This is a genomic window from Roseomonas sp. OT10 (assembly GCF_020991085.1).
In the GTDB taxonomy this organism is placed as follows: Bacteria; Pseudomonadota; Alphaproteobacteria; order Acetobacterales; family Acetobacteraceae; genus Roseomonas; species Roseomonas cutis.
In genome coordinates this window covers 3,934,084-3,954,458 of sequence record NZ_CP087719.1, presented here as the reverse complement: position 1 = coordinate 3,954,458, position 20,375 = coordinate 3,934,084, and the positions used below count along the sequence as shown (strand labels likewise).

At 71.8% G+C, this 20,375-nt stretch carries 17 protein-coding genes and 1 pseudogene; 10 read left to right on the top strand and 8 right to left on the bottom strand.

Features of this window, described 5'->3' with window-relative positions; genetic code table 11:
* Positions 1-98 precede the first annotated feature (98 nt).
* Complete coding sequence (locus tag LPC08_RS18000; RefSeq protein WP_230449611.1) at positions 99-2,354, bottom strand: CRISPR-associated endonuclease Cas3''; 2,256 nt, start codon at positions 2,352-2,354, stop codon at positions 99-101.
* A 79-nt stretch (positions 2,355-2,433) separates the two neighbouring features.
* The gene (locus tag LPC08_RS17995; RefSeq protein WP_230449610.1) at positions 2,434-2,628 is read right to left on the bottom strand and encodes a hypothetical protein; all 195 of its coding nucleotides are present in this window, start codon (positions 2,626-2,628) and stop codon (positions 2,434-2,436) included.
* Positions 2,629-2,817: 189 nt separating this feature from the next.
* Between LPC08_RS17995 and LPC08_RS17990 the strand changes: the two are divergent.
* A pseudogene (locus LPC08_RS17990) lies at positions 2,818-2,962 on the top strand (transposase); the annotation flags it as partial.
* A 163-nt stretch (positions 2,963-3,125) separates the two neighbouring features.
* On the opposite strand, the gene LPC08_RS17985 reads toward LPC08_RS17990, so the two are convergent.
* From LPC08_RS17985 to LPC08_RS17960, 6 genes are read right to left on the bottom strand one after another with little or no spacing between them, the layout of a single operon-like run.
* The gene (locus LPC08_RS17985; protein ID WP_230449609.1) at positions 3,126-4,214 is read right to left on the bottom strand and encodes an NAD/NADP-dependent octopine/nopaline dehydrogenase family protein; all 1,089 of its coding nucleotides are present in this window, start codon (positions 4,212-4,214) and stop codon (positions 3,126-3,128) included.
* The gene (locus tag LPC08_RS17980; protein ID WP_230449608.1) at positions 4,214-5,332 is read right to left on the bottom strand and encodes an NAD(P)/FAD-dependent oxidoreductase; all 1,119 of its coding nucleotides are present in this window, start codon (positions 5,330-5,332) and stop codon (positions 4,214-4,216) included. The genes LPC08_RS17985 and LPC08_RS17980 overlap by 1 nt, the downstream gene beginning before the upstream one ends.
* A gap of 43 nt (positions 5,333-5,375) precedes the next feature.
* On the bottom strand, positions 5,376-6,173 hold the full coding sequence (locus LPC08_RS17975; protein ID WP_230449607.1) for an ABC transporter permease: 798 nt from the start codon (positions 6,171-6,173) through the stop codon (positions 5,376-5,378).
* Positions 6,170-7,036, bottom strand: coding sequence for an ABC transporter permease (locus LPC08_RS17970; RefSeq protein ID WP_230449606.1), 867 nt, complete (start codon positions 7,034-7,036; stop codon positions 6,170-6,172). Before LPC08_RS17970 ends, LPC08_RS17975 begins: the two co-directional genes overlap by 4 nt.
* Entirely contained in the window at positions 7,029-8,099 is a 1,071-nt protein-coding gene (locus tag LPC08_RS17965) for an ABC transporter ATP-binding protein (RefSeq protein WP_230449605.1), read from the bottom strand. Before LPC08_RS17965 ends, LPC08_RS17970 begins: the two co-directional genes overlap by 8 nt.
* A 52-nt stretch (positions 8,100-8,151) precedes the next feature.
* Entirely contained in the window at positions 8,152-9,192 is a 1,041-nt protein-coding gene (locus tag LPC08_RS17960; RefSeq protein WP_230449604.1) for an ABC transporter substrate-binding protein, read from the bottom strand.
* A gap of 158 nt (positions 9,193-9,350) precedes the next feature.
* Here LPC08_RS17960 and LPC08_RS17955 point away from each other — a divergent pair, with 158 nt between their 5' ends.
* The 9 genes from LPC08_RS17955 to LPC08_RS17915 all read left to right on the top strand — a co-directional run bounded on the left by LPC08_RS17955 (position 9,351) and on the right by LPC08_RS17915 (position 20,359).
* The gene (locus LPC08_RS17955) at positions 9,351-10,301 is read left to right on the top strand and encodes a LysR substrate-binding domain-containing protein (RefSeq protein ID WP_230449603.1); all 951 of its coding nucleotides are present in this window, start codon (positions 9,351-9,353) and stop codon (positions 10,299-10,301) included.
* Positions 10,302-10,635: 334 nt separating this feature from the next.
* Positions 10,636-11,358 carry an IclR family transcriptional regulator gene (locus LPC08_RS17950; protein ID WP_230449602.1) on the top strand — a complete coding sequence of 241 codons (723 nt, stop codon included), beginning with the start codon at positions 10,636-10,638 and terminating at the stop codon, positions 11,356-11,358.
* Positions 11,359-11,425: 67 nt separating this feature from the next.
* Positions 11,426-13,054 carry an FAD-dependent monooxygenase gene (locus LPC08_RS17945; RefSeq protein WP_230449601.1) on the top strand — a complete coding sequence of 543 codons (1,629 nt, stop codon included), beginning with the start codon at positions 11,426-11,428 and terminating at the stop codon, positions 13,052-13,054.
* Positions 13,054-13,788 (top strand): class II aldolase/adducin family protein, encoded by a 735-nt coding sequence (locus LPC08_RS17940; protein WP_230449600.1) that lies wholly within the window; start codon positions 13,054-13,056, stop codon positions 13,786-13,788. Before LPC08_RS17945 ends, LPC08_RS17940 begins: the two co-directional genes overlap by 1 nt.
* A gap of 143 nt (positions 13,789-13,931) precedes the next feature.
* Entirely contained in the window at positions 13,932-14,954 is a 1,023-nt protein-coding gene (locus tag LPC08_RS17935; RefSeq protein ID WP_230449599.1) for an amidohydrolase family protein, read from the top strand.
* Between the two features lie 115 nt (positions 14,955-15,069).
* Positions 15,070-16,050 carry a Bug family tripartite tricarboxylate transporter substrate binding protein gene (locus LPC08_RS17930; RefSeq protein ID WP_230449598.1) on the top strand — a complete coding sequence of 327 codons (981 nt, stop codon included), beginning with the start codon at positions 15,070-15,072 and terminating at the stop codon, positions 16,048-16,050.
* Positions 16,051-16,086: 36 nt separating this feature from the next.
* Positions 16,087-17,076, top strand: coding sequence for a Bug family tripartite tricarboxylate transporter substrate binding protein (locus LPC08_RS17925; protein ID WP_230449597.1), 990 nt, complete (start codon positions 16,087-16,089; stop codon positions 17,074-17,076).
* Between the two features lie 653 nt (positions 17,077-17,729).
* Positions 17,730-19,106, top strand: a complete 1,377-nt coding sequence (locus LPC08_RS17920; RefSeq protein ID WP_230449596.1) for a M16 family metallopeptidase — start codon at positions 17,730-17,732, stop codon at positions 19,104-19,106.
* Entirely contained in the window at positions 19,103-20,359 is a 1,257-nt protein-coding gene (locus tag LPC08_RS17915; protein ID WP_230449595.1) for a M16 family metallopeptidase, read from the top strand. Before LPC08_RS17920 ends, LPC08_RS17915 begins: the two co-directional genes overlap by 4 nt.
* The last annotated feature ends 16 nt before the right edge of the window (positions 20,360-20,375 follow it).

The window sequence follows — 20,375 nt, the reverse complement described above, 5'->3', positions numbered from 1 at the left end:
GTAAAGCTTCTTGCGTCAGGTTGAAGATGTTCGGCAGACGATACTTCTAAAATAAGATGGTACCGCCTAAGTGCTGAATTATGGCCCTGGACAAAGTCTCACCATATGTTTTCCTCTGCTCGTCGGAGCAGTGCGCTATCGCCGAGCCGTAACCCCGTCTGCGGGTCGTAAGGCGCCTCAGCCACGAAGGTCAGCAGCGTATCGCCCAGCCCGACATGCACCGGACGCAACGCCGCCGATGCAAGCCACTGTGCCCGCGCCTGCCGCGGCACGGACACGGTGTAGGGCTGCAGCTTCCGCAGGTCAGCGGAGAGTGGCCGCTCCATCGCCTCGATCTTGCGCAGCAGAGCCGCAGCCTCGTCATCCCAGGCGACAACGACCGGCAGCATCGTCTCGTCGATCATCCGGAAGGCTTCGGACAGGCTGCGGAACGGGAACTCGCCGGTCCTGCGCGTTTCGGCCAGGGCCGGCAGCACGCCGCGATGCCCGTCCACCACAGTCGCATCCAGTGCTTCGCGACCCTGCGTCCAGTACAGCGCCTGGAAATAGGCCTGGATGGCTTCCAGCCCCAGTGGATCCTCCGTGTGTCCCAGAACGCCCTGCGCTGCCTGCCGGAACTGTTTCAGGCTGTGCGGCACCTTGTCCTCCTGCGGCGTGAACACCACCACCCGACCGGCCGCCAGCTCTCCGTGCCGGTTGCAGCGGCCTGCCGCCTGGGCGATGGAATCCAGCCCCGCCGCGGCGCGCCAGACCTCGGGCAGCGAGATGTCCACCCCCGCCTCGATCAGGCTGGTGGAGACCAGCCGCACCGGCTCCCCACCACGCAGCCGCTCCCGTGCCTCGGCGAGCACCTGGCGCCGGTGTTTCGCGCACATCAGCGTGCTGAGATGCATCGCCCCGGGCAGTCCGCGGATGGTCCCGTACAGCGCCGCGGCATGCGCCCGGCTGTTGACGATGCACAGCATCTGCGGCTGGCCCGCGAAGCGTGCGGCGATCGCGGCGTCGGGGACGGGCTGCGGCGCCACCTCCACCCGAACGCGCTTCAGCGCGGCGTAGAGGGCGCGGGGGTCCGGGGCCAGCTCGCGCGTGTCATCGAGACAGAATCCATCCTCGAAGCCGTCTGTCCGCCGCAGCGCGGGCTGGGTGGCGGTGCAGAGCACGACGCTGCTGCCATAGTTGCACGCCAGCTCCTCCAGTGCCGCCATGCAGGGGCGCAGCACCGGCAGCGGCAGGGTCTGCGCCTCGTCCAGCACGATCACCGCCCTGGTCAGGTTGTGCAGCTTGCGACAGCGGGCGGTGCGGCTGGCGAAGAGGCTCTCAAAGAACTGCACCGCGGTGGTGACGACGATCGGCGCATCCCAGTTCTCCGCCGCGCGCCGCAGCCGGGTGAGGCTGTCCGGCTCCGTTCCCTCCTCCGATTCCGCGCCCGACCAGTCGACGCCGGAATGGTGCTCCAGCACGTCGTCCTGCGTGTCCAGGGCGTTGCGGAACACGTCGACGGTCTGTTCGATGATGGCGGTGAACGGCACCACATAGACCACGCGCCGCAGCCCGTGCCGCCGCGCATGCTCCAGAGCGAAGGCGAGCGAGGTCAGCGTCTTGCCGCCGCCGGTGGGCACGGTGAGGGTGAAGAGGCCCGGTGCCAGTGCGGCCTTCTCCCGCGCATGCTCCAGCACCCGTTGCCGCAACGCGATGACCTCGGGCGCTCCCGTCGGCGGCAGGGCCGCCAGGGACGCGTCGAGGCGCTGGCGGAGCGTGTCCAGCGGGGTATGGCCGCCGCGGTGCGGGGCCTCGCCCCTGGTCCGGGCAAAAAAGGCTTCCGTCGCCAGGAAATCGGCATCCACCAGGCACGAGAACAGCATCCGCGTCAGGAATGCCTGGGAGAAGCCGGGATGCCGGGAGGGCCGGAAGCCGGCCGGCGGCGCCATGTCCCGGGCAGGCGGCAAGGGACCGGCATGCGCCTGCCATCCATCATAGGCCTCCAGGGAATGGTCGGGGCTCAGCCGCCCCTCCCGTAGCGTCCTGCCATCCTGGAGGCCGGCATGGTGCCCTGCGATGATCCCCGCAAGCAGCGGGCCACCTGCCTTCGGATAGGCGGCCAAGGCCTCCCTCGCCCCGGCCGTCGAATGGTCCGGTCCTTTGCGCCCGGAGCGGGGCGGGGCCGCGATGTAGGTTTGATAGGCGGCGGAGACCTTACCGATGTCGTGCAACAGGCCCGCCACGCGGCCCATAGGGGACCAGCCGAATGGCGCCGCAAAGCATGCAGCGAGATCGGCGACCTCCTCGAGATGGTCGGAAAGCTGTTCCCAGCTTTCTGGCGACTGGCCTTTGACCGAATGAGCATACACAGGCATTCAGATCGGGCCCCCGGTTGCGCAGCCCGAACGTAGACTATTTCGCTTGTTTGCGAAAACAAACCCGTTTCGGTGTCGTCTATTTCAAAGACAAGTCCCGTAAAGCTGGGTTTGATTGGGATTCATTGAGCATGGTGGTGGAAAAATCATGCCTTTCGGCGAATTTCCGGTCCTTTGCCTGATGCAATAAATTTACTGCTTTATCCATGGCCGCCACGATGGTCGAAGGACCACCGCGGAGCATGACATCATTTTCAGTCGCTGCCTCGGTCACGATGCCGGAGCAAGGTCAGGGCAACAACACCATTCGCCACGACCGCTGCAGCCTGTGCCTTCTTTTATCCTGGATTCGACAGCGGCGCCTCCCGGTGCGGTGCACGGTATGAGGCGAACCAGCGGAGGGGGCCCGGATCTGGTGATGGTTCTTCGGCAGATTTCCCCATGATGGATGGAGAGATCGGCCATGACGGAGAGATTCTCCGTGGAGCAGACCGTGGCGGCGCTGAGGCAGGCCGAGATGGACCTGCCGGTGGCCGACCTGATCCGCAAGCTTCGGCATCTCGGAGCAGGCCCGCTGGCGCTGGAAGAAGCAGCGTGCCGGCTTGGAGAGGGCGCCTATGCCTGTTCAGCCACGACCGCCGTCTGGCCATCCGCGACGAGCGCCGCGCCGATAACGGCCAAGCCTTCCCCCCCTCGCCATCGCACGCATCACCCTCAAACAGATCAAACGGTTCTGCTCGGCGCCGCGGAATGGCGATCGACACGGCAATGTCAGTTTCCTGCCGCTGCCGGGCTGCGGCCGATGCCCCGTTCGGCCAGGATCTCCTCGGCCAATCCCTGCGCTTCCAGCGCCGGCAGCAGGTCGTTCTCCGCCGCGAGGTCACGTCCGTAGAGAGCGGAGAACAGCGCGATCCCCGCCTCGTGCAGCGGCACGGGAACCCCCGCCAGCCGCCCCAGCCAGGCCAGAGGCACCAGCCCGAAGGGCACGTCCTCCAGCGTGTAGCGCGTCTGGATCGTGGCCGGCCCCAGGGTCGGCGCGTCGCGCGCGGCCAGGATGCGGGCGCTCTCCGCCACCGGCGCGTCGGGCAGGCCGTAGGTCAGGCTGTAGTGCTGGCGCATGCTGCGCACCTCGCGCCCGAAGGCGGCGGCGATGGCGAGGCGCTCCGCATCCACCGCCTCCAGCAGGCGCCCGACGGACTCCGTCATGTGCTCGCTCTGCCCCCAGGCCTCGCCCTTCTCCATGCGGGTGAAGTTGCACAGCGCGAGTGCCAGGTGGCTCTGCGGGTTGACGTTGCTCAGCGCCACGGCGAGCAGGTCGGCACGCGGGAGGAAGCGCTCGCCGAACAGCGCGTTGCAGGCGGCGAGCCCCTCCGCCGCCGCGGCGGCGGGGACCGTCGCCATGTCCACCTTGCCGCGCAGCGTGGCCACCCGCACGCGCGTCGGCGAGGTCTGCCGCGCCCGCAGCACCGTGGTGCTCAGCGCCACGATCGGCAGTTCCAGCCCGCGCGCGGCCAGCAGCCGCGAGAGGTAGAGCGCGCCGAAGGAGGCATGGGCGCTGACGATCACCACCTGCCCGGGGCGCAGATGCGGCGCCATCGCCTCCAGCACCATGCGGTAGCCATTGGCGGGCAGGGCGACCAGCGCGACATCGGCGCCGTCCAGCGCGGCGGCGCAACTGCCGGCGATGACGGGATGGAACTCTCCCGCCACCACGCCCTCGCTCACCAGCGGCGCGCCGGCCGCCAGCGCCTCCGTGCGGCGACCGGAGGGCGACCAGAGCCGCGCCTCGTGCCCGTTGGCGCAGAGGAAGGCGGCGCTGCCATAGGCGACGGCGCCGGCGCCGAGGATGCCGACGCGCATCAGCGGAAGAACCGCGCCGGGCGGAACTCGGCCAGCTCCGGCGCCTCGCGCCCCTCGATCGCCTCCTGCGCGATGGCCTGGCCGAGGAAGGGGCCGAGCGTCACGCCACTGTGCGTCACCGCCAGGTAGTAGCCGGACAGGCCCGGCACCGGCCCGACGGCGGAGTAGCTGTCGCCCGGCACCGGACGGATGCCGATGCGCACCGCCTCCACCTCGGCCGGGCCGAGGGCCGGCAGGGTCAGCTTCGCCCGGCGCAGCAGCTCCTGCGCCTGCGGGTGGGAGGGCACGGCGCCGTCGAGCGAGGTGACCAGCCGGTCCAGCTCGTTGGAGCGCAGCAGCAGCCGCCCGCCGCCATCGGGGCGCAGGTTGATCAGCGGCGTGCGCAGCCCGCGCCGCAGCCGCAGCCCCACGGCGGGGGTATAGGCGACGATGCCGTAGGTCGGCGCCAGGGGGATGCCCGCCTCCCCCGCGACCTCGTTGGACCAGCGCCCGGCGCAGTTCACCACCAGGTCGGCGCCCAGCACGCTGCCATCCGCCAGCCGCACGCCCTCGCAGCGCCCGGCCCGCACCTCCAGCCCGGCGACCTTGCCGATCCGCAGGGTGAGGTCGTGCCGCTCCATCCCCGCCCCCACCTGCGCCGCGGCGCAGAGCGGCGCATCGGCCCAGCCGTCGCCGGGGTAGTGGATGACCGGCGCGTTGCCGACCACCGCCGGGCTGATCTCCGGCTCCAGCTTCAGCAACTCGGCCTGGTCCAGCGGCTCGGCGGGATAGCCCCATTCCTGGAGGCGCTTCAGCTTGTCCGTCGGCTCGGCGCCGTCGCGCCCGCCCGCCTCCGCCTCGGCATGCTGCCATTGCAGCACGCCCGGGCGATGGTACCACCACTTCGCGCCGTCCAGCTCCTCGGCCAGCGCCGCGTGGGCGCGGCGGCCGGCCATGTTCAGCTCAAAATAGGGGCGGGAAGCGAGCTTCTCGCAGGCGTTCACCCAGGCATAGGTGACGCCGGAGGTGCCGCCGCCGATGCGGCGCTCCTCGACCAGGGTGACGGCGGCGCCGGCCTGCGCGAGGCGATAGGCAACCGAGGCGCCGACGATGCCGGCCCCCACGACGATGGCTTTCATACGAAGGACCTCTTGATCCGGACGGAAGGGAAGGGCGGGGGCGTCAGCGCCCCTTGCCGACGAGCATGCGGTCGAGCCCGTAGATGCGGTCGATCACCAGCATCAGGACGAAGGTGCCGAGGATGACGACGGTGGAGACGGAGGCGACCAGCGGATCGATGGATTCCTCGATGTAGTGGTACATCCGCACCGGCAGCGTCATCGAGGAGGGCGTGGCGATAAAGGCGGTCATCGTCACCTCGTCGAAGCTCTGGATGAAGGACACCACCCAGCCGCCCGCCACCCCCGGCAGCATCAGCGGCAGGGTGAGCCGGCGGAACAGCGTCCAGCGCGAGGCGCCGAGCGAGAGCGCCGCCCGTTCCAGCGCGGGATCGGCGCTGACCAGCGCGGCGAGGACGAGGCGCAGCCCATAGGGGAAGATCACCAGCACGTGGCTGGCGAGCACGGCCGCGAAGCTGCCCTGCACGCCTATCCCGGTGAAGAAGCGCAGGAAGGCGACGCCGAGGACGACGTGCGGGATGATCAGCGGCGAGAGGAACAGCGCGATCACGCCGTCCCGTCCCGGGAAGCGGTGCCGCGCCACGGCCAGCGCCGCGGGCACCGCCAGCAGCATGGCGCAGGTCGCGGCGAGCAGGCCGAGCAGGATGCTGAAGCCGAAGGCGTCCAGGAACTGCCGGCTGTTCAGGATCGCCGCGAACCAGCGCAGGGAGAAGCGCGTGGTCGGCAGCACCAGCAGGCTCTCCGGCGTGAAGGCCATCCAGACGATGACGAGCAGCGGCGCCAGCATGAACAGCACGAAGACGGCGTGGAAGATCAGGCTGAGCGGGCCGTTGCGGGTCATGCGGCGAACCTCGCGTAGCGGCGCTCCAGCACCCGGTTGTAGGTCAGCATGATGGCGGCGTTGACGACCAGCAGGGCGATCGCGAGGGCGGCGCCCAGCGGCCAGTTCAGCGTGCCCAGGAACTCGTCATAGGTCGCCGTCGCCACCACCTTGAGCTGCCGCCCACCGATGATCGCGGGCGTCGCGAAGGCGCTGGCGGCCATGGCGAAGACGATCAGCGAGCCGGACAGGATGCCGGGGATGATCTGCGGCAGGATGACGCGGCGGAACATGGTGAAGGGCCCGGCCCCGAGCGAGACGGCGGCGTGGGAGACGCGTGGGTCCAGCCGTTGCAGCGAGGTCCAGACGGAGATCACCATGAAGGGCAGCGCCACATGCACCAGGGCGATGACGACGCCGTGGGTGGTGTAGAGCAGCGGGATCGGCCCGCCGCCCAGCCCCAGCGCGCCCAGCGCCTGATTGATCACCCCGTTGCGGCCGAAGAGCAGCGCCCAGCCCAGCGTCCGCACCACCACGGAGATGAGCAGCGGGCTGAGGCAGACGATCAGGAAGACCGAACGCCAGGGCGAGCGCATGCGCGAGAGGATATAGGCCTCCGGCGCGCCCAGCAGGATGCAGGCGAGGGTGGTGGCCACCGCGATGCCCAGGGTGCGGCCGAAGATGGTGTGGTAGTAGGGATCGGTCAGCACGTCGGCGTAGTTCTGCCAGGTGAAGCCGCCCGTGGCGCCCGTGTTCAGGTCGAAGGCCTGGAGGCTGAGCGCCACCGTCATCACCAGCGGCGTCACCAGCAGCGCGGCGAAGAAGAGCAGCGCCGGCAGGCTGAGCAGGATGGGCGGGCCGGGCCGCCGCGCGACCTCAGCCACGGGCGGGCTCCGCCGGCAGCAGCACCGCGTCGGACCAGGACCAGCCGAGCGAGACCGCATCCCCCTCGCGGAAGGCGGGGGTGCCGCGGTGCAACTGCGCCGCCGTGACCCGCCCGGCCGGCGTCGTCACCTCGAACAGCCAGGCGCTGCCCTGGAAGACGCGCGCCGTCACCTGCCCTTGCAGCATGCCCTCGCCCACCGGGCCGATGGCGACGCGTTCCGGGCGGAGCGCGAGCAGCACGGCCTCTCCGGGCGACCAGCCGCCCAGCACACCGGGTAGCGGCGCCTCACAGCCCTCCAGCCGCAGCGCCGGGCCGTCCGGCCCCGCCACCACCTGCCCGCGCAGCTGCGAGGAGCGGCCGACGAAGCCGGCGGCGAAGGCGCTGCGCGGGGCGTCGTAGAGGCTCTGCGGATCGGCGTACTGCACGATGCGCCCCGCCTCCATCACGGCGATGCGGTCGCAGGTGGCGAGCGCCTCCGCCTGGTCGTGGGTGACCATCAGGGTGGTGGTGCCGACGCGGCGCTGGATGGCGCGCAGCTCCACCTGCATCCCCTCGCGCAGCTTGGCGTCGAGGTTGGAGAGCGGCTCGTCCAGCAGCAGCAGCTCGGGCTCGATCGCCATGGCGCGGGCCAGGGCCACGCGCTGCTGCTGCCCGCCGGAGAGCTGGCGCGGGTAGCGGTCCGCCATGGCGGAAAGCCCCACCAGATCCAGCGTGCGGCGCACCCGCGCGTCGCGCTCCGCCTTCGGCACACGCCGCATCTCCAGCCCGAAGGCGACGTTCTCCGCCACCGTCATGTGCGGGAAGAGGGCGTAGCTCTGGAAAACGATGCCCATGCCGCGGCGGTTGGCGGGCACCCCCGCGAGGTCGCGCCCGTCCAGCAGCACGCGGCCGCCGCTCGGTGCCTCGAAGCCCGCGATGATGTTCAACGTCGTCGTCTTGCCGCAGCCCGAGGGGCCGAGGAGCGCGATGAACTCGCCCGGCTCCACGGCGAGGTCGATGCCGTGCAGGGCGACAAAATGGGCGAAGCGCTTGGTCAGCGCCTCGACGGCGATCTTGGCCATGTCCTGTGTCCGTCCTGGCGGCCGGCCCGCTGCCGGGCCGGCCGCCGCGCGCTCAGCGCTCGATCTCGCGGTTCCAGCGCTGCGTCCAGGCGGCGCGCTGGCGGTTGATCGTCGGCCAGTCCAGCGTCACCAGGCTGTTCACCGCCTCTGCGCCGAAGGGGACCGCCTCGGCCTCCTTCTCGGTGAGCTGCGTCGTGCGGTTCACCGGGCCGTAGCCGCCGGAGGCGAAGATGCGCTGCATCTCCGGCGAGAGCATGTGGCGGATGAAGGCCTGCGCCGCCGGCGAGACGGTGCTCTTCGCCACGGGGCAGATCGTCGTCATCAGCGCGACCGGCCCTTCCTTCGGCGTGGCGGCGGCGATCGGCAGGCCCATGGCGCGCAGCGCGGTGACGCGGGAGCGGGAGAGGACGGAGAGCGAGATCTCGCCGCTCTGCAGCAGCTCCTCGATCTTCGGGGCGGAGGGCGCGAAGGTCACGACGTTGGGCCGGATCTCGCTGCGGAAGGCGGCGAAGCCCGGATCGATGTTGGCCTCGCCGCCGCCCTTGGCGCGGGCGACCATGATCAGCCCGTGCAGACCCGTGGTGCTGGCCGCGCCGAGCAGGGCGAGCTGGCCGCGGAAGGCGGGGTTGCCGAGATCGGCCCAGGAGGCGGGCGGGGCCCAGCCCTTCTCGGCGAAGACGCGCTCGTTGTAGACGGGCACGGTGGCGCCGACGCCGAAGGCCACCGCCTTCTCGTCCAGCCGCGCCAGCGGGTAGAGGTCGTTCAGCACGGGCGACGCCTCGATCGGCGCGCAGAAGCCGAACTGCACCGCCTGGTACATCGGCCCGTCATCGACGATGGCGATGTCCAGCTCCTGCTGCCCGCGCTGCGCCTGAAGCTTGGCCAGCGTCGCGGTGGACTGGCCGGCGACGTATTCCACGCGGAGGTTGTTGGCCTGCTCGAAGGGCGGGATGATCCGCTCGCGCATCATGCGCTCGAAGGAACCGCCGTAGCCCGCCACGTAGAGCGTCTGCTGCGCCTGGGCCGGCTTCCCCAGGAGGAGGGCGGCACCCAAAGCCAGGCCGAGGATGGGAAGAAGCGTCGGTCGGTCCATCTGCATCGTGCAGCCCCTTGAACTTGCCTTGCCGGCCTGTCGGCGTCCCGGATCGTCTTGCTCTTGCGGGCAGTCTCGGCGCGGCAGGCGATCTGTCAATTCGCTGATTCTGGATGTGCTCATCCGGATCTGATATGGCGCAGGGGAATGGAGGGCGAATGGCCGTCACCCACCGGCATCTGGAAGCGTTCCACGCCGTGATACAGTCCGGGGGCTTCACGCGAGCGGCGAAGCTGCTGCGCACCTCGCAGCCCTCGATCAGCCGGCTGATCGCCGAGTTGCAGGACAGCCTGGCCTTCCCACTCTTCTCGCGCGTGCAGGGGCGGACCGTGCCGACGGCCGAGGCGCTGGTCTTCCACCAGGAGGTGGAGCGCTCCTTCACCGGCGTGGACAAGATCCTCCAGCATGCGGAGCGCATCCGCACGCACCGCGTCGGCCATCTGAACATCCTCAGCATGCCCGCCCTGGCGCAGGCCTTCCTCCCGCGCGTGCTGGCGGGCTTCCTGCGGGACCATCCCGGCGTGTCGGCGTCGTTGCAGGTGCAACGGTCGGACGCCATCCCGGGCTGGATGACGACGCAGCAGTTCGACATCGGCTTCGCCATGCTGGCCGCCGAGCGGCCCGGGCTGGAAACGGAGCTGTTCGATCCCTCGCCCAGTGTCTGCATCATGCCGCCGGATCATCCGCTGGCAGCGCGCAGGACCGTGGAGGTGCAGGACCTCGCCGGGCTCCAGCTCGTCGGGAGCGGGCCGAACAGCGTGGTGCAGCGCGCCCTCGGCCTGCTCCTCGCGGAGCAGGGCGTGCAGCCGGACATCACCGTGGAGACGCCGATCACCGCGATCGCCTGCGAGCTGGTGGCGAGCGGGGCCGGGGTGACCATCGTCGATCCCTTCACGGCGCAGAGCTACCGCGACCGGGGGCTCGTCGTGCGGCCCTTCATGCCGCAGATCGCCTTCACCATCTCCGCCCTGTATCCGGAGGGCCGGCCGCGCCCCGCCCTGGTCGGGCGCTTCCTGGCCGCCATGCGGCAGGCACGCGACGGGCTGTATCGCGACCTCGCGGCTCGCCCCCCGCCTCCCGGAGCGGCGTCATCGCGGCGGCGGACGTGAGGCTGCGTCCGTCGTGACCCGATCGCCCGCCATCGTGCCGGTCCCGCGGTGGGATGCGGGCCATGTCGGATCGTGCCGGGCGCCGGTGTCCTCCCGCGCGATGCCGTCCCGCGCGATACCGGAGCCGGGACGGGGCCTGACCCCGGCGTGCCACCGGCAACCGGACCGGATCAGCCTCGGGGGCCCGGTCGGGGTTCCGCGCATATGGCTGCCGGGGACCCGCCGGTGCTAAAGCCGATCCGTCTCCGCGCCAATCGGGTGGCGCGGAAGGACATCGGTCAATCCCATATGTCAGGACAAACTCCGATTGACGGCGCAATCCAGCCCTGAGCGCATGCTGCGCGTCCTGGACCAGATCGAGGCGGCGCCCGAGGGGCTGCTGAGCTTCGAGGCGCTACACGAGGCCCTCGGCTACACCCGCTCCACCCTGTACCGCCACCTCAAGACCCTGACGGATGCCGGGCTGGTCGCCTCCCTGCCCGATCGCGGCTTCACCCTGGGGCCGCGGATCATGGAGCTGGACCGCAGCATGCGGGACCGGGACCCGCTGATCGCGGCGGCGCGGCCGGTGATGGCGGAGCTGGCGGGCTCCATCGGCGGGATCGCGCTGCTCTGCCGCCGCTACCGGGACCGGGTCCTGTGCATCCATCAGGAACAGGGGGATGCCCGCTTCCGCAGCCGCTATTCCCGCGGCCTGGGGAGGCCGATGTTCCGGGGTGCCGCCTCCCGCATCATCCTGGCGCACCTCCCCCCGCCCGCCCTGGCGCGGCTCCATGCGGAGCATGCGGCGGAGTTCGAGGCGGGGAGGCTCGGCGCCACCCTGGCGGAGGTGCGGGAGACGCTGCGCCGGATGCGGGCGCAGGGCTGGGACTGCAGCCATGGCCAGGTGACGCCGGGCGTCACCGGCATCGCCGCCCCCATCCTGGAGCGCGGCGACCAGGTCCTGGGCAGCCTTAGCATCACCCTGGGCAAGCCGGACCTGGCGCCGGAGGAGGCCGCGCGGATCGCGGAGCGCGTCGTCTTCGCGGCGGGGGTCATCAACCGCTCCTTGCTTTAATCCTGAATATTGGGACTTGACCCCGTTCAAGGATGGAGCTTTGTTCCCCGAAAGCGAAGGGAACGCCATGCCGGACAGCGAGGTCCTCATCATCGGCGGCGGCCCGGTCGGCCTGACCCTGGCCGTGGACCTCGGGCGCCGCGGCATCCGCTGCACCCTGGTCGAGCAGAAGCCGCATCCCGAGTTCCTGCCCAAGATGGAGCGGTGCAACGCCCGCACCATGGAGCTGTACCGGCGCATCGGCCTGTCGGAGCGCATCCGCGCCGCCGGGCTGCGCGCCGACGTGCCGATGGATGTCTTCGTCATCCTCTCCATGGTGGAGCCGCCGCTGCTGCGCCTGCCCTACCCCTCGGTGGAGGAGGCGCGCGCCACCCTGGCCGCCACGCATGACGGCACCCAGCCGGCCGAGCCCTACCAGCTCATCTCCCAGTACACGCTGGAGCCGCTGCTGAAGTCCGTGGCGGAGGGGCTGCCCGGCGTCACCCTGCTCTATGGCCACCAGTTCCTGGAATTCGCCCAGGATGCCGAAGGCGTCTCGGCCATGCTGCGCGCGCCCGACGGCGACACCCGCACCCTGCGCGCGGACTACCTCGTCGGCTGCGACGGCGGCGCGAGCCAGGTCCGCCGCCAGCTCGGCATCCGCCTGCGCGGCGAGGGCAACCTGCTGCAGCTCCGCCAGGCGCTGTACCGCTGCGACGAGCTGTTCGACCGCCTGCCGCTCGGTGACGGCCCCGGGCGCGGCCGGCACTACCACGTGGCCGACGACCGGGCGAGCTTCCTGATCATGCAGGATTCCACCCGCCACTGGACGCTGCACGCCGTCGTCGAGAGCGACGCGGCGATGCAGGCGCAGTTCGAGAGCGTCGTCGGCACGCCCGTCCGCTACGAGATGCTCTATTGCGGCGAATGGCGGCAGAACCTGCTGCTGGCCGACCGCTACGGCGAGGGACGCGTCTTCCTGGCCGGGGATTCCGCGCATCTGGTGATCCCGACCGGGGGGCTGGGCATGAACACGGGCGTGGGCGACGCCTTCGACCTGTCCTGGAAGCTGGCGGCGACGCTGCGCGGCTGGGGCGGGCCGAACCTGCTCCGCTCGTACGAGGTCGAGCGGCGCCAGGTGGGCGAGCGCAATGTCGGCGCCTCGCGCTATGCCTCGCTCGGCCGGCGCAAGTGGCGCTCGCAGTGGCGGCCGGAAATCCGCGACGAGACCCCTGCGGGACAGGCCGCGCGCGACAACCTCGCCCATGTCGCGGAGGTGGAGCAGCGCAAGACCAACGAGATGATCGGGGCGGAGCTGGGCTACCGCTACGTCGACAGCCCGATCATCGACAACGTCCCGGGCGGGCCGGAGCACCTGTTCCGCGAGTACCACCCGACCACCTGGCCAGGCGCGCGGCTGCCGCATGTCTGGATGCGCGACGGCTCGGCCATCCAGGACCACATCCCCGACAGCGGCTACGCCCTGCTGCGCCTGGGCGGCACCCGGGCGGAGACCGACGCGCTGGAGGCCGCCTTCCGCGCCCGCGGCGCGCCGCTGGCGGTGCTGGACATCGCCGAGGAGGCGGCGCGCGCGGTCTATGGCCACGACCTGTTGCTGCTGCGCCCCGACCTGCACGTCGTCTGGCGCGGCAACGCGCCGCCCGCCGATGCCGCCGCCCTGGCCGATACCGCCACGGGCCATGGAGGGAGGCCCTGATGTCGCAACGCGATGAACTTGCCCGGGATCTTGTCGCCGCCAGCCGGATCCTGGCGAACGAGGGCGTCTGCGACGCCTTCGGCCATGTCAGCGCCCGGCATCCGGACGACCCCGCCCGCTACCTGCTGGCGCGCGCCCGCTCGCCCGAGCTGGTGGAGTTCGAGGATATCGAGGAGTACGCGCTGGACGGCACGCCGCTGTCGCCCGGCGCGCGCAAGCCCTTCCTGGAGCGCTCCATCCACGGCGCCCTCTACGAGGCGCGGCCGGACGTCATGTCCGTGGTGCACAGCCACAGCCGCACCGTCGTCGCCTACAGCGTCGTGCAGGAGAGGCTGCGGCCCGTCATGCACAGCTGCGCCACCATCGGCGCGGAGGTGCCGGTCTGGGATTCGCGCCGGCGCTTCGGCGACACCACCCTGCTGGTCTGCGACATGCCCATGGGCCGCGACCTCGCCGCCGGGCTGGGCGACGGCAACGCCGTGCTGATGCGCGGCCATGGCTCCACCACCATCGGCCGCTCGGTGCGCGAGGCGGTCTATACCGCCGTCTACCTGGAGGTGAACGCCTCGCTCCAGGAGCGCGCGGGCCGCCTGGGCGAGGTGACCTTCCTCTCCCCCGGCGAGGTGGAGAAGATCAACGCCCGCCTGCTGCACGGCCTGCCCGGCGAGGGCTTCGGGCGTGCCTGGGACTACTGGTGCCGTCGCGCCGGGGTGCCGGACCGCGCCGCGCCCTGACACGCCGCCCCGACACGCCCCCTGGCACGCCACCGGGACCGCTGCCATGGGGGCGGCGGCATCCGTGACGGAACCCAGCGATCCGCATGGCCTGCCGGGGCCGGGTCGCGCATCCTGCCCGCCCACAACAGCCGAGGAACGCCGTGCGCTACGTCGACGCCTTCTGCCACTTCTTCCCCAAGCCGCTCTGGGACCGCATGCAGACCCTCGAAGGGTCGGCGCGCAACATCGGCTCCCGCATGCGCGGCATCCCCGCGATCTACGACCTGGAGGAGCGGTTCCGGGTCATGGACCAGTTCCGCCACCACGACTACACCCAGGTCATCTCGCTCGGCATGCCGCCGCTGGAGCAGCTGGGCGAGCCGGCGGTCTCCGTGGAGCTGGCGCGCCTGGCCAATGACGGGCTGGCGGAGCTGGTGCGCAGGCACCCCGACCGCTTCGCGGGCTTCGTCGGCTCGCTGCCCATGAACGACCCGGACGCCGCGGTGCGGGAGGCGGAGCGCGCCTTCCGCGACCTGGGCATGAACGGGTTGCAGATCCACAGCAACATCAACGGCGTGCCGCTGGACGACGAACGCTTCCTGCCAATCTTCGAGGTCGCGGCGAAGTACGACCGGCCGATCGCGCTGCACCCGTCGCGCGGCAACGAGCTGCCCGACTACATCACCGAGAGCAAGTCGAAGTACGAGATCTGGTGGACCTTCGGCTGGCCCTACGAGACCAGCGCCGCCATGGCCCGGCTGGTCTTCGGCGGGGTGATGGACAAGCTGCCGAACCTCAAGCTCCTGGCGCACCACCTGGGCGCGATGGTGCCGTACTTCGAGGGCCGCGTCGGCCCGGGCTGGGACCAGCTCGGCAAGCGCACCACGGACGAGGATCTGAGCCACGTCCTCGCCGGGCTGAAGCGGCGGCCGCTGGAGTACTTCAAGGACTTCTGGGCGGACAGCGCCGTCTTCGGCTCGCGCGCCGCCACCGTCTGCGGACTGGAGTTCTACGGCGCGGACAAGGTGCTCTTCGCCTCCGACTGCCCCTTCGATCCGGAGCGCGGCCCCGGCTACATCCGCGAGACGATCAAGGTGCTGGAGAGCATCGAGATGTCCGACGCGGACCGGCAGAAGATCAACTACCGCAACGCCGAGGCCTTCTTCGGCCTGACGCCGCGCTGACCGCGGGGCCGGGCGCGGCGGCGGGACCGCCTGCCCGGCCGTGCGGCCGACTTCCCCGGCCTCCCGACAGGGGGAGGCCGGCACCAAGCAAGCAAGAACGAGGATCGTCCGAAGCATGCTGACCCGACGCCGCGCCGCCGCCGTCGCCTCCCTGGGCCTGGCCGCCTTCGCCCCCCTGACCCTGCGCGCGCAGCCGGCGCGCCAGCCGGACGGGCCGGTGGCCCTGATCGTCGGCTCGACCCCCGGCACCGGCAACGACATCCTGGCTCGGCTGATGTCGCCCTTCCTCCAGGCGCGGCTGGGTCAGCCCGTGGTGGTGGACAACCGCACCGGGGCCAGCGGCATGATCGCCGCCCAGGCGGTGAACCGCGCGGCGCCGGACGGGCGCACCCTGCTGGTCCTCGGCGATCCCTTCGTCACCAGCCCGGGGCTGACGCCGAACCTGCCCTACGATCCCGTGGCCGGCTTCAGCTTCATCGTGCGCCTGGCCAGCGGGCTGGTCGTGCTCGCGGTGAAGCCGGACTCCCCGGCGCGCGACCTGCGCGGCTTCGTGGAGCTGGCCCGGGCGCAGCCGGGCGCGCTGAGCTACGCCTCGCCGGGCAGCGGCACGCCGCACCACATGATCATGGAGCTGTTCAAGCTCACCAACCGGCTGGACCTGCTGCACGTCCCCTATCGCGGCTCCGCCCAGGCCGTGCAGGACCTGATCGGGCGGCGGGTGGATGCGATGATGCTGCCGATCCACGTCGCCCTGCCGCTGGCGAAGGACGGGCAGATCCGCATCCTCGCGGTCGGCAGCGAGCGGCGCGCCGAGGAGGCGCCGGAGGTGCCGACCTTCGCCGAGGCGGGCTTCCCCATGCAGAACGTGACGCTGTGGTACGGGCTCTTCGGCCCGCCCGGCATGCCGCCCGAGCTGATCGCGCGGCTGAACGCGGAGGTCAACGCCTGGCTGGCATTGCCGGAAACGCGGGAACGGCTGCGCTCGCAGGGCATGACGCCCGATGGCGGCACGCCGGAGGCGTTCCGGGCACAGATCGTGTCCGACATCGCGCTGTGGGGCCGCGTGATCCGCGAGGGGAACATCAAGGCGGACTGACGATCCGCCCGCGACAGGAGGGAGGAGGTTCCGAGCATGCTGCGACGCAGACAGGCCCTGGGTGCGGTCGCCGGCCTTGGCGGCCTCGCGCTGGTTGGGGCGCAGGCCCAGGTGGCGCAGGCCCAGGGGATTCAGCCCGACGGGCCGGTTACCTTCGTCGTCCCCTTCACCCCGGGGACGACGCAGGACCTGCTCGCGCGGCTGCTGGCGCCCTTCCTCCAGGCACGTCTGGGCCAGCCCGTGGTGGTGGACAACCGCGCCGGCGCCAGCGGCGTGATCGGCTCGGGCGCCGTGGCGCGGGCGGCGCCAGACGGGCGCATGCTGATGATCCAGGGCGTGCCCTTCGTGATGAGCCCGCCGCTGATGAAGTCGCTGCCCTACGACCCCGGCAGCAGCTTCACGCCGATCCTGCGCCTGGCCGAGGGCCACGTCCTGCTGGTGGTGCAGCCGGACGTGCCCGCCCGCAGCGTGGCGGAGCTGGTCGCGCTGGCCCGGGCGCGGCCGGGGGCGCTGGACTATGCCTCGCCCGGGAACGGCACGGCGCAGCACATGACGATGGAGCTGTTCAAGCTGCGGGCCGGGGTCGACCTGACCCACATCCCCTATCGCGGCACCGCCCCGGCGGTGCAGGACCTGATCGGCCGGCGCGTGGCGGCGATGATGCTGCCCGTCCCGGTGGCGCTGCCGCTGATGCGCGAGGGACAGGTGCGGGCGCTGGCGATCGGCGCCGACCGCCGCTCGACCGAGGCGCCCGAGGTCCCGACCCTGGACGAGGCGGGCGTGCCGGATGCGAGCGTGACCCTGTGGTACGGGCTGTTCGGACCGCCCGCCATGACCCCGGAGCTGACCGCCCGCTTCGCCGCCGCCGCCAATGCTTGGCTCCGGGAGCCCGCGACCCAGGAGATGCTTCGGGCGCAGGCACTCTTTCCGGTCGGCGGCGAGGCTGAGACCTTCCGCCGCTTCGTCGGGACGGAACTGCAACGCTGGGCCACCGTGGTGCGGGATGCGGGGATCTCGCCGGACTGATCCGGACGGCAGGACGACCTGACCCGTTGTGCTGTGGTGTTCCGGCGTGGGACCGGGAGGGGACGCCGTCCCCTCCCAGACCCTCCCCTGCCGGGGCCACAAGCGGGCCCCGGCCCCCGCTGGGAGTTTGGTGCTTCCGGTGGGTGTCAGCCTGCGGGCTGAACCCTGACGGAGCTCGGACAGGCGGGACTCTGGAAAAGCGTCAAAGGCGTCAGCGAGTGCTGCGGCCGTACCCGCCGAGGAGCATGGCTCCTCGGCGCTGTGACCCCGTCACAGACAGCCGCGCGGCAGCGCTGATCGGGTCCAGGGCCCGCAGGGTCCTGGCGGAGTGGGGGTACGGGGGCGAGGTGGAGCCTTGCCCCCGGGCCACGGGCACCAGTCCGCCAGACGTCAACGCATCATGTCGCGCGTATGCGGCGGGAAGGCGCCCGGCATCGGCCCGTGCGGCGCGTCTGCTGCACGGTGGTCCGGCCCGGCGCCAGGGGCGCAACGCAACGACGAGCAGGCCACGAAGCGCGTTGCCGTGGTGCTGCTGGCCCGGACGGGGCGGGTGCCCCCGGACCGTCCGGCCGACGCCCGCGTCGCCCGCAACCCGCCCCCGAGGCCATCCCCGCTGGCATAAAGCCTGCCGACGCCCCATTCTGGGTTATACGATGTCCCTGACCCGACGGGCGGCCCTGGCGGCCGCCGCCAGCCTTCCTCTCCTCCCGCCCGCGGCCCGTGCCCAGCTCCCGGCGGGCCTGCCGGCGGGCGAGCGCCGGCTCTTCGATGCCGGGCTCTGGCGCCTGCCCAACGGGCTGCGTGTCGTCCATGTGGAGAACCACCGCGCCCCCGTGGTGGCGCACTACCTCTATTACGCCGCCGGCTCCGGCGAGGACCCGTCTGGGAAGTCCGGCACCGCGCACTTCCTGGAGCACATGATGTTCAAGGGCAGCCGGCGCGTGGCCTCCGGCGAGTTCAACCTGCGCGTGGCGCGGGAGGGTGGGCAGGACAACGCCTACACCTCCCGCGACGTGACCGCCTATCACCAGACGGTCGAGGCCTCCCGCCTGCCGCTGATGGCGATGATGGAGGCGGACCGGCTGGAGGGCGCGCTGCTGCCCGAGGCGGAGGTCGAGCCCGAGCGCAGCGTCATCCTGGAGGAGCGCCGCCAGCGCACCGACGCCAATCCCCGCGCCCGCTTCCGCGAGGCCTACGACGCCGCCATGTGGGGCGCCCAGCACTGGCGTGGCCGCCCCATCATCGGCTGGCAGGACGAAATCCGCGCCATCTCCCGCCAGGATCTCTTCGACTTCCACAGCCGCTGGTACGCCCCGGGCAATGCCGTGCTGGTGGTCTGCGGTGCCGTCGGCGAGGCCGAGCTGCGCCGGGTGGTCGAGGCGGAGTACGGCGGCATACCGGCCCGCGAGGCCGCCACCCGCCACCGTGCCCCGCCGCCCGAGGCCCCGCTGGAGGCCCGCCTGGTCCGCAACGACCCCCAGGTGCAGGAGGCGCAGTATCTGCGGAGCTGGATCGCCCCGACCCTGACCTGGGGCGCGAGCGAGCATGCCGATCCGCTGGAGGTGCTGCTGCACCTCCTCGGCGGCGGCCCGGGCTCCCGCCTGCACAAGGCGCTGGTGGAGACCGGCCTCGCCGTGCAGGCCGGCGGCTATTACGATTCCGACGATCTCGGCGTCGGCAACGTCGTGCTCTACGGCACGCCCCGCCGCGACGTGGCGCCGGCGAAGCTGGAGGCGGCGATGGAGGCGGAGGTCGCCCGCCTCCTCGATGGCGGCGTGACCGAGGCGGAGGTGGCGCGCTCCCGCCGCCAGGTGACCGCCGGCGCGCTGCTGGCGCTGGACGGGCTGGGTACCGCGCCCAGGTTGTTCGGCCATGCGCTGTCCATCGGCCTCGGCCCCGAGGTGGTGGAGTACTGGCCCGCCCGCATCCGCGCCGTGACGCGGGAGCAGGTGGAGGCGGCGGCGCGGACGGTCTTCACCCACCCATCCACCACCGGATGGCTGCTGCCCGAGGGAGTCAGCGCGTCGTGACCGCCGCCTCCTTCTCCGTCCCGATCCGCGAGGTCGCCGGCCATGGCGTGACCGCCTGGCTGGCCGAGGATCACTCCGTGCCCGTCGTCTCCCTCTCCTGGGGCTGGGACGGCGGCGCTGCCCTCGACCCCGAGGGGCAGGAGGGCGCCGCGGCCATGGCCGCCGCCCTGCTGACCGAGGGCGCGGGCGACCTGGATGCGGCCGCCTTCCAGGACGCGCTGCGCGATGCCGCCATCGGGTTGAACTTCGGCGCCGACCGCGACGGCTTCGAGGGCGGCTTCCGGGCGCTCACCGATGCGCTGCCGGAGGCGGTGCGCCTGGCCCGCCTGGCCATGACGGCCCCACGCTTCGACGAGGACGCCGTGGCCCGCACCCGGGCCCGCGCCATCGCCAGCGCCCGGCAGTCCCTGGAAGGCCCGCGCGGCCAGGCCAGCCGCGCCTTCTGGGCGAAGGCCTTCCCGGAAAGCTCCTATGGCCGCCCGCCCAACGGCACGGCCGAAAGCCTCGCCGCGCTGCCGGTGGAGGCGATGCGCGCCGCCGCCGCCCGCCACCTGCGCCGCGGCGGGCTGCTGGTCGCCGCTGCCGGGGCGATCAACGAGGCCGACCTCGCCACCCTGCTCGGCACGCTGTTCGGCGAGCTGCCGGAGGCGCCGCCGCCGCCGCTGCCCGCCCTGCCGCCCTTCGCCCTGCAGGGTGTGCAGGTGGTGGAGGTGGATGCGCCGCAGTCCCAGATGCTCTTCGGCCAGCCCGGCATCCCCGTGCGCGACCCGGACTGGGAGGCGGCCCAGGTGATGCTGCGCGTCCTGGGCGGGGGCGGCTTCTCCTCCCGCCTGATGCAGTCGGTGCGGGTGGAGCGCGGCCTGTCCTACGGCATCTATGCGGGCTTCGAATCGATCGCCGGGCAGGGGCTGCTGGTCGGATCGGTCGCGACGGAGAATGCCCGCGTCGCGGAGACGCTGTCGGTCCTGCGCCAGGAATGGGCCCGCATGGCCGAGACCGGGCCCACGCAGCAGGAGCTGGAGGATGCGGTCGCCTACCTGACCGGCAGCTTGCCGCTCCAGTTCACCGACAGCCGCCGCACCGCCTCGATCCTGCTCGGCCTGCGCCGCAACGGACGACCACTGGACTGGCTGGCCCGACGCAGCGAGCGCCTCTCCGCCCTGACCCGCGAGGCGGTGGCGAAGGCGTCCGCCCGGGTGCTGAAGCCGGATGCCCTGGGCGTGGTCGCAGCCGGGCGGCCGGTGGGGATCTGATCCCGGCGGCGGGATG

Coding starts and splice junctions, on each gene's coding strand:
- LPC08_RS17930 (WP_230449598.1), top strand. CDS start 15,070: ATGCTGACCCGACGCCGCGCCGCCGCCGTCGCCTCCCTGGGCCTGGCC.
- LPC08_RS17920 (WP_230449596.1), top strand. CDS start 17,730: ATGTCCCTGACCCGACGGGCGGCCCTGGCGGCCGCCGCCAGCCTTCCT.
- LPC08_RS17940 (WP_230449600.1), top strand. CDS start 13,054: ATGTCGCAACGCGATGAACTTGCCCGGGATCTTGTCGCCGCCAGCCGG.
- LPC08_RS17955 (WP_230449603.1), top strand. CDS start 9,351: ATGGCCGTCACCCACCGGCATCTGGAAGCGTTCCACGCCGTGATACAG.
- LPC08_RS17980 (WP_230449608.1), bottom strand. CDS start 5,332: ATGAAAGCCATCGTCGTGGGGGCCGGCATCGTCGGCGCCTCGGTTGCC.
- LPC08_RS17960 (WP_230449604.1), bottom strand. CDS start 9,192: ATGGACCGACCGACGCTTCTTCCCATCCTCGGCCTGGCTTTGGGTGCC.
- LPC08_RS17975 (WP_230449607.1), bottom strand. CDS start 6,173: ATGACCCGCAACGGCCCGCTCAGCCTGATCTTCCACGCCGTCTTCGTG.
- LPC08_RS17965 (WP_230449605.1), bottom strand. CDS start 8,099: ATGGCCAAGATCGCCGTCGAGGCGCTGACCAAGCGCTTCGCCCATTTT.
- LPC08_RS17945 (WP_230449601.1), top strand. CDS start 11,426: ATGCCGGACAGCGAGGTCCTCATCATCGGCGGCGGCCCGGTCGGCCTG.
- LPC08_RS17925 (WP_230449597.1), top strand. CDS start 16,087: ATGCTGCGACGCAGACAGGCCCTGGGTGCGGTCGCCGGCCTTGGCGGC.
- LPC08_RS18000 (WP_230449611.1), bottom strand. CDS start 2,354: ATGCCTGTGTATGCTCATTCGGTCAAAGGCCAGTCGCCAGAAAGCTGG.
- LPC08_RS17950 (WP_230449602.1), top strand. CDS start 10,636: ATGCTGCGCGTCCTGGACCAGATCGAGGCGGCGCCCGAGGGGCTGCTG.
- LPC08_RS17985 (WP_230449609.1), bottom strand. CDS start 4,214: ATGCGCGTCGGCATCCTCGGCGCCGGCGCCGTCGCCTATGGCAGCGCC.